Source organism: Dasania sp. GY-MA-18 (assembly GCF_024734385.1).
Lineage (GTDB): Bacteria > Pseudomonadota > Gammaproteobacteria > Pseudomonadales > Dasaniaceae > Dasania > Dasania phycosphaerae.
On record NZ_JANHAP010000012.1, the window covers coordinates 72454 to 84972 of the forward strand.

Below are 12519 nucleotides of genomic sequence, written 5' to 3' on the forward strand. Positions count from 1 at the left end.
GTGCCTAAAGCCAGCGATTTAAAAAAGGGAGATGTGGTAGCAATTAAAGGTGCTCCGCATATTGTTAAGCATATAGAAGTAAAGTCACCTTCCTCCCGAGGCTCTGCGACCTTGTATAAAATTCGCTTTAAGCACGCGCAAACGGGGCAAAAAGTGGATGAGAGCCTGAAGGGTGATGATATGTTGGCGGATATAGATTTTGAGCGTCGCAAAATGCAATACTCCTTTCGCGACGGTGAAGCCTATGTGTTTATGGATGATGAAGATTACAGCCAGCACAGCTTAACTGCAGCCGAACTAGGCGATGATAGATACTATATTGTTGAAAACATGGAAAGCGTAGTGGGTATGTTAGTGGCGGGGCAGTTGCTAGGCATAGAGTTGCCACAGTCCGTTGCCATGACGATTAGCGAGACTAGCCCGGGTATTAAAGGTGCTAGCGCCTCGGCTAGAACCAAGCCCGCACACTTTGTTACAGGCTTGGTTATCCAAGTGCCCGAATATATAGATGTTGGTGAAACAGTAAAAATTAATACCGAAGATAACCGCTTTATGTCGCGGGCTTAGCCCGCTGCTTAGCAATTAGCCCACACAGCCGCAGAGCTTTCAGCTATATTAGTTAGCTATTAGCTGTAACCCGCCCAAGAGATTAGCCTTACTATGCGTTTTGAAGAATTAAAGCTAGCCATAGCCACACAATTTGAGTTAACGATTATCGGCCAGGATTATAAGCGTCATAATTGCCAGGCCAAGTTAATCGGTTATCAAAAACCTATGCGCTTAATGGTGGAGTTAATCAATAAGCCACCGCAGGTGCTACTGCATCAGGGTTTGAAAATTGAAGGTGAGGTTAACACTGCCTTGGGGCATGCGCATTTTGAGAGTGAGATAGATGAGCTGGTGCAGGGCTCGTCACCGTATTTGATTTTGGACTACCCCAGTCATATTGATTACCAGCAATTACGCGCTGAACCAAGACTGCCGGTGGATCAGCCCATAGAAGTCGTGGGCAAAACGGCTTTGGGTATGGATACCAGCCCTATGCATGGTTATATTTTGGATGTTAGTTGCTCGGGGGCACGCATAGTGGTGGAGAAAGAGTTAACCGCGATGGTAACTCATATCAGTATGGGGGTGATGTTAAGCGCTGCGGGCCTAGAGCGAGATATGACGGTTTTGGCAAAAGTAGTGGCCGCGTCTAAAACCAGTGATGAGCACCCCGATTATCACTTCGCCTATGGCTTACAATTTTTAGACTTGCAGGCTATTGATCAATACTTCTTACAGGCTTTTTGCCATAAGCTGGAGTTGCAGGCCAGGCAATTGAGCTGCTATCGCTAAGCTAGTGGGCGATGTTGCTTAGCCGTTGGTTCTGCTGCCCCATCCAGTGCATAAAGTGGTTGTGGTTTAAGGGCTTGGCGATATAAAAGCCCTGTGCCTGATGGCAATCTCTAGTGCTGATGTATTCCAGGCAGCGGCTGTTTTCTATACCTTGAGCAATAATATTTAAGTTTAATATTTTCCCCAATTGAATGATCGCCTCGGTTACGTCGGCGTATTCTTCGTTGTACTCGGCTCGCTGAATTAAGCTGCGATCAATTTTAATGGAGTCTATAGGTAGCCGGTGTAGCTGTGTTAAAGAGCAGTAATCCTTGCCAAAATTATCTATGGTCAAATGCACCCCTAGCTCATGTAGCTTATAAAGGCTGTTTTGTACTTTCTCAGAGCATTTAAAAGCATCGGCCTCGCTAAGCTCTAAGCACAGGTAGTGAGGGTTAAACTGTTGGTGGTGAATTAGCTTTTTAATAACATTGATCAGATAGGAATTTTCCAGTTGCTGCGCGGTTAAATTAACCGACACGGCGATGGCGGGTAGCCCCTGTTTCACCCAGGCTAAATGCTGCATGCAGGCATTGTGCACCACCCAGTTACCCACTTTATTCATCAGGCCATTGCTTTCTATAGCATTTAAAAATTTATCGGGTGCCAGTAGGCCCTGGCTGGGGTTGTTCCAGCGCAATAAGGCTTCAGCACCTATCAATTGCTGGCTTTTGGTATCGACTATAGGTTGGTAGTAGAGCTGCAGCTGTTTTAAAAACTTGGGGTGTTTGATATCGCTGTCTAAAGCGTGTTGAAATTTATCTTTAAAGTTAAGCTCTTGGTCAGCAAAGGAGAACTGCCGCTTACCGGCTTGCTTGGCTTTAAATAAGGCGTTGTCGGCGTGTTTGAGTAGTACGCAGTGTTCTTGGCTGTCGTTGGGGTACAGTGCTATGCCTATGCTGCAACTTACGTCTAGTTTGATGTGGGTGCCATGTTGTTGAAAATGGCAGCGCTCAATAATAGTTCTTGCCAAGGTGGCAGCATCTTTAGGGCTATGTAAATGAGTGGCAATAATGGCAAATTCATCGCCGCCTAAGCGGGCCACCAGATCACTTTCGCGCACGCTCTGCTGTAAGTGTTCGGCTGCGTCCGCCAGCACTTTATCGCCCACATCGTGGCCCAGGGCATCGTTGATAAGTTTGAAGTTATCCAGGTCAACAATCATTAAGGCTAGTAGGTGGCCTGAGCGCTTAGTTTGGGCTATGAGTTTGAGTAATTGCTTTTTAAACGCTAAGCGGTTGGCAAGGCCGGTTAAGGGGTCGTGATGCGCTAGCTTTAACAGCCTTGCCTCATCCGCTTTGTGGCGTATAGCATAACGTATACAGTGCTCCAGTAGGGCGGGGGTAAGTTCCTGTATGCGTAGGCTGTCTATGCGCGAGTGTAAGTGTTTGTGCTGGCTAAAAGCCTGCTTGCTATGGCTTAACAGTAGCGTGGCCGGCACATAAGACTCGTCATTGGGGAGGTTACTGAGTAGCTCTAGGCGCTGCTCCAGTTCAGACTCGGTGCCTATCAGTAAGATATCGTAGTGTTTTTCGCTTAAACACTGTTGCGCGAGCTCAGCGCTAGCGCTGTAAGAAATTTCGATTTCGCTGTATTCAAACTGCTTACACAGCTTGGCTAGTAATTGCCTATGATTTGGGCTGCTACTAATGAATAAAGCATTAACACAGGTGATAGACATGGATCATCCTTAATATTCATTGTTATTGGCCTGCTGTCCCTAATAGCAAATATAGCCAAAGTCACACCGAAAGGTTAGAGGGTACGTCACATTGATATGCTATAGGCGTAGTGTTTTATATAAGCTAAAGTTAGCAGATATAAGAAAAAGTTTCGATAGTGTACAAAGCACAGGCTTTTGGCTATGGAATAAGCAAATACGCACAGCCACGAGAGTTTTAATGATGTTTCGCAATAAGTTGCCCCTATGTGGGTTGATATTAATCGCGTATAGCCCGCTGCTAATGGCGGTAACAGAAAGTGATATTTGGGTACCCAAACGCTATACGGCTGCTAAAAATAAGCTGCTTAGCACCGCCGTTGAAGCTGAGCGAACCACTCGCTGCGCTCAGGTGATACAGGGCTCTTTAGTGGTAGAGAAAACCACCCCGCAGGCCTATTACTTTGTGGTGACCTGCAGAGACAAAAACCGTAAGTCTTACAACCTTTCTTATAGCTACCCCGTCAACGGGGCTGAGCCCATATTACTGAATGAGCAGTTTGTTGTTGCCCCTGAGCCGGTAGTCATCGCTGCAGAGTCGGCAGAGCCTACGATTAGTGCTAATCGCGCATGGCCACTGTGTATAGCTGCATTAAAAAAGAAAACCCGCACCATGTTAGATGTACTGATGCTAGAGAATAACCCGCGCCCTAGTGACGATGGGCTGGCTAGGCAGGTTTTTGATATTCCCTTTGATGCCAAAAATCCCCAAGGCTTACTTTTAAAGTATCAGGGCCATTGTGAGGTCGATGCAGAAGGGGAGCTAACCTTGGCTATATCGGGGCGCAAGAGCTAATCTGTGTTGGGCAATAATGCCTTTAGTAAGCATACAGGTTGAAAGCTAACTGCCATAAACTAGAATAAAAAACAGACATTTTTAAAAATATAGGTATAAAAATAATGCCGGATACGATGGCCCGCGCTTTTGGATATGAGCAATATACTCGTTACGTATTGCTAGCCGCTATTTTATTGATTTGTATTGCCCCCTATTTGCTCAACTTGGCGGGTGTTGATTTTGCGTCGTTTTCTGCCCCGTTAGAGCTGGCCAATGGGGCACAGCCCACCGAGGAGGCTTTGTTTTATGCGGTGGCAGGGGGCATACATCATGCCTTACTGGAATGGAGCGCGGTGACTATAGCGGTCATTACGGCTATCGTCTCTCTGTTTCACTACGCTACTCACAGGGATTTAACCGTTCCCATTATTGGCTTGGCGTTATTAGCTGCAGGCATTATTGACGCATTTCATGCTTTGGCAGCAACCCGCATTATCCATGCCCAAAGTGGCAATATGGACTTCATACCTTTTACTTGGGCTATTTCGCGAATATTTAATGCCAGTATCATGGTTATGGCTGCGCTGCTTAGTATGTGGCTAGTACGTCAGCAGCTGCTACGCGATCAACTTTATCAAAAACACGGTGTGGCCGTTATAGCGGGATTTGCTTTATTCCTTATGGCGGTCTGTAGTGCCGTTATCCTATGGGTAGCTAACGCCGAAACGTTGCCGCAAACAACCTATCCTACGGCCGTTATTACTAGGCCTTTTGATGTGCTCCCTTTAGCGCTATTTATGTTGAGTGGCACGCTGTTTTGGGCTTGGTATCGCAGTAATGAAAGCTTAGTAAAATTTGCGTTGATGCTAAGTATTATTCCAGGGATAGCCACGCAGCTATATATGGCTTTTGGCTCCAAGGCCTTATTTGATAACCACTTTAATATTGCGCACTTTTTAAAAGTAATCGCCTATGGCTGTGTTTTACTGGGTATGTTGGCCGAAACCCTAAAAACCAGTAAGCCATCCGCCACAGTGGCAGACGACAATATTAATAGCAGTAACCCTATCCAGAGCTCAAAAGCCAATGAAGATATAAAAATCCTCGATGTGGGTGACCCCAAGATTAGGCTAAACCTCTTGTTGCCTGCAGTCGCTTTTTGTTTGTCTTTATTTGTGGCCTTGGCGGTAGGCTTAACTTTTTACATGGAAAGTCGTCACATAGTTGAAGAGAGAGAAATCGGCGACTTAGATCATAAGGCCTCCGTAATAAAAGCTGAAATAGAGCAGGTCTATGAGGCTGCGGCTGCTGGTGTTAGTTTTTTAAGCCAAACGCCCGCAGTATTAGCAATAGCGGAGCATGCGCGCTTGGGTGAAGATGAACAAGTACAGCAGTGGCGCGAGCGCTTAGAGGTTATCTTTATTGGGGTGTTAAACGTAAGGCCTATTTATTCAAAGATTTCCTATGTGCAAGCTGATCAACTCGCTAGCGAGATAGTGGCGGCTAGCAACCCTTATAGTGGTGCCCAGGCAATCCCTATACAAAACTATAAAAATTATACTGATTCTGTAGTGTTCAATAAAACCTTGTCACTAAACGAGGGGCAGATATATTTTTCCGATGTTACCATTGAGCCCGCTGATGCGCAGTCGGGTAATGCTAGGCGGTTAAGTTTTACGGTGTCTACGCCTGTTTTTGACTCGGCATCGGGCGAATTGTTTGGCGCTGTATTGATAGAGGTTGATTTTGGTGAGTTGCTGAAACGACTTGATATAAAGCCGTTACAAGGCCTAGATTTTTATCTGGCTAATAGACAGGGCGATTATTTGTTACATCCTAAACAGGCTAAAACCTTGCTGTTTAGCAACAGCTTAGGTGGAGGTCTGCAAAACGATTTTCCGGCATTACAGGACTCTTTACTCAATAATATTAAGTCTGAAAGTTTTAGAGGAGTGCTGGATAATAGTACTTATTTAGCGGTTTATAAGCAGTTAGATTTTTCGCAATATGGCCTGCATCAACCGTTGACTATGCTGCTGACTATGCCGGTAGGTGGCATTGATAAAATGCTACAGGAGATCAGAAATAGAAGTATTATTCTGGCTGTCTCACTTTCATTCTTAGTGTTGGCTTGTTCGATATTTTTATCGCGCCGTTTAATTAATAGCTTGGTTACGATGACCCATGAACTACAAAATTATGAGGTTACGGGCAAGGTGCATAATCTACCCGTAGAGGCCAAGGATGAAATAGGGGTTTTAGCGAGAAGTTTTCATAATCTATTGACCTTAATAGAGTTTAAGTCACGTCGCCAAGAGGAGTTGGCTAGGCAGTCTGAGCTTATGTCTACCCGCATGAAAAATATTTTGAGCTCTATAGAAGATGCGGTGATTAGTATTGATGAGCAGGGTGTTATTCAATCTTATAATAGAGCGGCGGAAGGTATTTTTGGCTATAGCGAGCAGGAAGTCATAGGGCAAAAAATAACCCTGCTAATGCCTGAGGAGTACGCTCAGCAGCATCAATACTTAGTAGAGGAGTATTTGCGCACAAAGATCAGTACCATTCTTGGCAAAGGGCGGCAGCTGAGTGCAGTAAGAAAAAATGGTGAAGAGTTTCCCATTTATTTGTCAGTGTCTGAAATTGATACCGACAGCGGCAAACTGTTTAGTGGTTTGATTAGGGATATTAGCGAGCAACTAGAGCTAGAAGCTGAACGGGCTAAGTTGTATGCCGACAGAGCCAAGGAAAAACAGCGTTTAGATGAGATTATTCGCGGTACTGATGTAGGCACCTGGGAGTGGGATGTAAGCACGGGTGAAATGTTTATCAACGAGCGCGGGGCGACCATGCTAGGTTATAGCCTGGCGGAGCTCAGCCCTTTGACTATCGAAAAATGGACTAACCTAATACACCCAGAAGACCTGCCAGCTAATAACGATCAGCTCAGCAATCATTTGTCGGGTATCACCGAGTCCTTTTCCGGGGACGCGCGTATGCGGCGTAAAAATGGTAGCTGGGTATGGGTGATGGCCAGAGGCATGGTAGTAGAGCGAGATGCTAGGGGTAAGCCTTTGCGTATGTCGGGCACCCATCAAGATATAGATGAACGTAAACGCTTAGAGGCAGAGCGCGAGCAAGCCTTAAAAGAAGCGCAGGTGTCCGCCAGGCTAAAAGCAGAATTTTTAGCCAGCATGAGCCATGAAATACGAACGCCCATGAATGGGGTGTTGGGTATGTTAGACCTGCTAATGCGCAACCATTTATCCACTGAGCAAATGCACTATGCCTCTCTAGCTAAAACTAGCGCGCAATCCCTGTTATCGATTATTAATGATATTTTAGATTTTTCTAAAATCGATGCCGGCAAGCTAGAAATGGAGTCAATAGCCTTTGATTTACACAGCCAGCTGGATGAGATTGTTGAATCTATGGCCTTTAAGGCGCAAGAAAAAAATATTGAACTGGTGGTGGATACTCAAAAAGTATCTCCGGGTATGGTTAAAGGTGATCCGGGTCGTTTGCGACAAATTCTTAATAACTTAATCAGTAACGCGATTAAATTTACCCCTGAGGGTGGTGAAGTGGTAATTAGTGCTCAGCTGCAAGAGCAAGATGAAGATGAAGACTTTTTACTACGTTGTTCTGTAACAGATACCGGCATAGGCATACCCGAGGACAAGCAGGCAAGTTTGTTTGACAGTTTTACTCAAGTGGATGCTTCAACCACCCGGGAGTATGGCGGCACGGGTTTAGGCTTGGCTATATGCAAGCAGTTGTGTGAGTTAATGGGTGGGGATATTAGCGTAAGCAGTGAGCTGGGTAAGGGCAGTGTATTTAGCTTTACTGTGAGCTTGCAAAAAAGTGCCTATGGTTTAGAAGCTTTACCGGTAATTGATATGAGTGGTAGAAAAATTCTAATCGTAGATGATAATTCAACTAACCGAGAGATTTTACAAGGGCAGTTGGCTATCTGGGGCGCCGAAGTTAGCTCCGCAGATAGTGCTGAGTTAGCCTTACAATTATTAGAACAGCACGTTGATGATTTATTTGATGTTGCGCTACTAGATATGCAAATGCCAAATATGGATGGTGCGGAATTAGGTCGGCGGATTAAAGCGGATCAACGTTTTGATGCCATGAAGATGATTATGATGACTTCTATGGCGGAGCGGGGTGATGCAAAGTTCTTTTCGGATATAGGGTTCTCGGCTTATTTTCCCAAGCCGGTTACCAGTGCCGATTTATTTAATGCTCTAAGTGTAGTGATTGAAGGTGGTAGTGCTCTAGAGCATGCCCAGCCACTGGTTACCCATCATAATGTGAAAAGCTTATTGCTACAGTCTCAAGCTGAAAATACCAATGTATTGCTAGTTGAAGACAACCATATTAACCAAGAGGTGGCATTGGGCCTGCTGCAAGATTTACCCTGCCAAGTAGAAGTTGCCAACCAAGGCGCAGAAGCCTTAGCACTGTTACGGGAGAAAAGTTTTGATCTTGTGTTAATGGATTGCCAAATGCCGGTCATGGATGGCTATGAAGCTACCGGGCGTATACGAGCAGGTGAGGCTGGCGAACGCAATAAGGCTATAGTTATTATTGCGATGACAGCAAATGCCATGAAGGGCGATAAAGAGCGTTGTATTAATGCGGGTATGAATGATTACCTAGCTAAGCCTGTAGATGTAGAGCATTTGGCTGCCGTGTTAAAAAAATGGCGTGGTGCTAGTTTTAGGGTGACTGCTGTGGAAGAGGAGAAGGGCGTGGATACTGTTAGTGATGATAGTAGTGGGAATCAAACCGTAGAGGTTTGGGACAGGCCCAGTGCCTTGCAGCGCATGGGCGGTAAGCCTGAGCGCCTGAAAATGATGATAGGGATTTTTATTGAAGAGTCGGAAAGCTACATGCAGAGCCTAGCGTCAGCCTTTGAGCAAAAATCCTTAGATGAATTAAGAGGCAGCTCGCATGCTATCAAAGGCGCCTTGGGTAATTTAAGTGCTAACGCCTGTTTTGAGCTGGCTAAGGCCATGGAGATGCATGCCTTAGAGAACAATTTAGAGGCGGCCAAGTCAGTGTGGCCGGTATTTATTGAACAGTTTGAGCTCTTAAAAGATCGCTTAGAGCAGGAATTACTGCAAGCCAGTGACGTGGAATAGGGAGGCGTTTATTAGGGCTTTTTTCCCATATTTTTAAAGCGCTGCACAATGAGTAAACACTGCCCCAGCATGGCAGTGCTAAAACCCACTACCGCTAAGCTCAAACCTAGTAGCATGACCAGCTCTTGCTGTAGTGAAGGAGGTAACAGACCGTCTGCCCACTGCATAAAACCAACGCCAATAAAAAACAATATCGCCCCTAGGCCATAGAGTTTTAAAATTTTTCTAGTATCGTTTAGCAGAGTTTTAATCATGGCTGTTTGAGTTGCAGGCCGTATAAGTTGATATCAATAGTTACAGTGAGCTGCGATAGTTGGCTGAGTTGTTGTTTTTTTTCTACAGTGGCGCGCCAATAGTGTGGGGTCATACTCAGCAGGTCAGTGATGCTTTCGCTGCTGTTTAAGTCTAGGGTATAGCTAATATTTTGCTCATGGCTTTTAGTAAAGTGCGCCGCCAGTTTTTGACAAGGGTCTAAGGCCTCACTGCTAACAGTTTGATACAGTTTTTCGCGCAGTTCTATTAAATGCCGCTGCCCGGTAGAGGCCACAATTAATAGGCCGTCGTTTTTTAATACTCTTTTAAATTCTTGTTCGGGTAATGGCGAAAACAGGCTGAGTACTAAGTCGTTGCTATTAGGCTCTACCGGTAAATGGCTACTATTAGCCACAAACCACTGTATGTTTTTGTTACGTCCGGCGGCTGCTTTAACGGCAAACTTAGAAATATCTATACCCGTAATATCTGCACTTTGTTCTGCAGCTATACAGGCCTGCGCCAGTTGCTGGGTGTAATAGCCCTCGCCGCAGCCGGCATCAATTATTACTAGTTTGCGTTTGCTGTCAGCATGTTTTAAGGCCAGAGTATTGATGGCCTGAGATAAAGGGCGATAAAAATCCTGATTTAAAAAACGCCTGCGGGCGCTGACCATTTGGGCATCGTCGCCGGGAATTTTAGAGCGCTTATGCTGCACTAATAGCAGGTTGGTATAACCCTGTTTTGCCCTATCAAAGTGATGGTTCTGCGCACATTGCCAATGCTTGTCGGCTTGCTGCAAGGGCTGTTGGCACTGTGGGCAGAGTATCTTCATGGCTGAGCTTAGCTGTTAGTTTGCCAACAGGTTGGTCATCACACCTTGGTACATGGTGGTGAGGGTATCCAGGTCGGCGGCTTTTACGCACTCATTGACCTTGTGTATGGTGGCGTTTACCGGCCCTAGCTCTACCACTTGGCTGCCGGTAGGCGCAATAAAGCGGCCGTCAGAGGTGCCGCCGGCGGTAGATAGCTCGGTTTCTAGGCCATTGGCATCGCGTATAGCTTTCACTGTGGCATCAACTAAGTCGCCTTCGGCGGTTAAAAAGGCCTGGCCGCTGAGATTCCAATCTATGTGGTAATCAAGCTGGTGCTTGTTGAGTATGGCCTCGGTGCGGGTTTGCAGTTGCTGGTCGGTAAGCTCGGTGGAAAAACGGAAGTTAAATACCACGGTTAACTCGCCGGGTATGACATTGGTCGCGCCAGTACCGCCATTGATATTAGAAATTTGAAAGGAGGTGGCAGGGAAAAACTCATTGCCCTCATCCCACAGTTCAGTACTTAGCTCCGCCAGGGCGGGGGCCGCTAAGTGTATAGGGTTAGCCGCTAAGTGGGGGTAGGCTACGTGGCCCTGTATACCCTTAACCGTTAAGGTGGCGCCTAAAGAGCCACGGCGACCGTTTTTAATCACATCGCCTACTTGGCTGGTGGATGAGGGCTCGCCGACTATGCACCAGGTAATTTTTTCATTTTGCTCTTGCAGCCATTGCATCACTCTTACGGTGCCGTTAATAGCGGGGCCTTCTTCATCGCTGGTGATTAAAAAGGCAATGCGGCCACTGTGGTTGGGGTGTTCGGCCACGAAGCGTTCGCAGGCTACGACCATGGCGGCCAAGCTGCCTTTCATATCGGCTGCGCCACGGGCATAGAGCATGCCATCATCGTCTAGGGTGGGCTCAAAAGGGGGGAACTTCCACTGCTCGGCAGGGCCGGTAGGTACCACATCGGTGTGGCCAGCAAAGCAGAGTATGGGGCCGCTATCGCCGCGCACCGCCCAAAAATTGTCGACCTCACCAAAGCGTAGGCGCTGCACAGTAAAGCCTATGGCCTCTAGCCGGTCTATCATTAAGTCTTGGCAGCCGTCGTCTTCTGGGGTGATAGATTGCCTGCTCAGTAATTCGCAGGTTAGCGCTAGTGTGGCTGAGTTTTGAGCCATAGTATGCATTCCAAAATTGTAAAAGGCGCTATTCTATCATGCTGCTAATCCGCTGTTACCCAAAATTCTATAAATAAGCGAGGCTGGCGGGGCTAATTAATAACGCATATATAAAGAGGTAGTTATGCGAGTGAGTGAACAAATATGGGATAAGAAACGTATAGCAAGCCTATACCCACTCAATTTAATCGCCCAGCACTTGTTGGACAGATTACTGGCACAGGCCAGCCTTGTGCACCCTAAGCCTGGGCGCTCAGTGATTAAACGCGGTGAAGCTGCCGCTAGCCACTACCACTACCTATTAGCGGGTGAGGTAGAGTACCGGCTTTCTTTTGAACAGCGCCAGACTATAGATACCAAAGCCAGTGCCAGTCTTAATCCCTTAGATGAATTATTGCAGCAGGGCGGCAGTGTTAAAGCTGGGCCTGAGTGCAGTATTTTGACGCTAGAGAGAGGCACGGTAGAGCAGTTTTTATCCTGGAGCGAAAGCCAGGCCTTTCGCGTGGTGCACATGGATGACGACCCCATAGTTGAGCTAAGCGATGTGGCCATCGATGACAACTATGAGGATGATTGGTCAGAGGTGTTTTTAAAATCCCCTTTGGCTGCCCATATACCAGCAGCTACCTTAATGCAGCTATTTTCGGCTATAGAGGATGTAGAGCTGCAGCAGGGCGAGGTGGTGATTAAAGAGCATAGCTCCGGCGATTATTTTTACCTATTAAAAAAAGGCGTGGCGCAAGTGCTGACCAGTGCCAGAGGCCCTTTTGAGGGCGCCAGCTTTGAACTTACCGCAGGCAGTTATTTTGGTGACGAGGCGCTGGTGGCCGACACCCCGCGCAATGCCACCGTGGTGATGGCCAGCGACGGTGTATTGGGCCGTTTGGCTAAAGAACAGTTTGAGCAAATCATACTGCAGCCCTTAATGCATAGATTAAGCGAGCAGGAGCTGCAGCAAATACCCGAACCGCAGCGCTGTTATTTAGATGTGCGCCTAGCGGCAGAGTATAAGCACGGCCATTACCCTAAAGCACAGAACTTCCCTATCGCCTACATACGCAAGCACCTAGCTACATTCAGTACCAACAATACTTATATTATTGCGCCGGGCTGCGGCAAGCGGGGGGAGCTGGCTTTGTACTTATTAAAGCAGGCCGGCTACAAGGTGTTTTTAATGGAGGAGTTACAGTCGCTAGACTCTAGTTGCTAGTAAAAGCGTTTAGAGACTAGCGGCTGTGAA

9 protein-coding genes are annotated in these 12519 nt (G+C 46.6%); 5 read left to right on the forward strand and 4 right to left on the reverse strand.

The features are described 5' to 3' along the window. Together yeiP and NO559_RS14305 are read left to right on the forward strand one after the other, a co-directional pair. Positions 1 to 567, forward strand: coding sequence for an elongation factor P-like protein YeiP (yeiP, locus tag NO559_RS14300; protein ID WP_258332549.1), 567 nt, complete (start codon positions 1 to 3; stop codon positions 565 to 567). 93 nt (positions 568 to 660) lie between these two features. After that, positions 661 to 1341 carry a PilZ domain-containing protein gene (locus tag NO559_RS14305; RefSeq protein WP_258332550.1) on the forward strand — a complete coding sequence of 227 codons (681 nt, stop codon included), beginning with the start codon at positions 661 to 663 and terminating at the stop codon, positions 1339 to 1341. A gap of 1 nt (position 1342) precedes the next feature. Here the strand turns inward: NO559_RS14305 and NO559_RS14310 are convergent, their stop codons facing one another. Continuing rightward, positions 1343 to 3061, reverse strand: a complete 1719-nt coding sequence (locus tag NO559_RS14310; protein WP_258332551.1) for a bifunctional diguanylate cyclase/phosphodiesterase — start codon at positions 3059 to 3061, stop codon at positions 1343 to 1345. 220 nt (positions 3062 to 3281) lie between these two features. On the opposite strand from NO559_RS14310, the gene NO559_RS14315 reads away from it, so the two are divergent. Next, on the forward strand, positions 3282 to 3896 hold the full coding sequence (locus NO559_RS14315) for a hypothetical protein (protein WP_258332552.1): 615 nt from the start codon (positions 3282 to 3284) through the stop codon (positions 3894 to 3896). Positions 3897 to 4000: 104 nt separating this feature from the next. Further along, a complete protein-coding gene (locus NO559_RS14320; protein WP_258332553.1) occupies positions 4001 to 9034 on the forward strand; it encodes a response regulator in 5034 nt (1677 codons plus the stop codon). 11 nt (positions 9035 to 9045) lie between these two features. Here NO559_RS14320 and NO559_RS14325 read toward each other — a convergent pair whose 3' ends face one another. The 3 genes from NO559_RS14325 to dapE are packed head-to-tail and all read right to left on the reverse strand — an operon-like array spanning position 9046 to position 11279. After that, a complete protein-coding gene (locus tag NO559_RS14325; protein WP_258332554.1) occupies positions 9046 to 9288 on the reverse strand; it encodes a hypothetical protein in 243 nt (80 codons plus the stop codon). Beyond that, positions 9285 to 10121 (reverse strand): putative RNA methyltransferase, encoded by an 837-nt coding sequence (locus NO559_RS14330; protein WP_258332555.1) that lies wholly within the window; start codon positions 10119 to 10121, stop codon positions 9285 to 9287. Before NO559_RS14330 ends, NO559_RS14325 begins: the two co-directional genes overlap by 4 nt. A 15-nt stretch (positions 10122 to 10136) precedes the next feature. Then, on the reverse strand, positions 10137 to 11279 hold the full coding sequence (dapE, locus tag NO559_RS14335; protein ID WP_258332556.1) for a succinyl-diaminopimelate desuccinylase: 1143 nt from the start codon (positions 11277 to 11279) through the stop codon (positions 10137 to 10139). A gap of 130 nt (positions 11280 to 11409) precedes the next feature. Between dapE and NO559_RS14340 the strand changes: the two genes are divergently transcribed. Beyond that, positions 11410 to 12489 carry a cyclic nucleotide-binding domain-containing protein gene (locus tag NO559_RS14340; RefSeq protein ID WP_258332557.1) on the forward strand — a complete coding sequence of 360 codons (1080 nt, stop codon included), beginning with the start codon at positions 11410 to 11412 and terminating at the stop codon, positions 12487 to 12489. Positions 12490 to 12519: the final 30 nt, after the last annotated feature.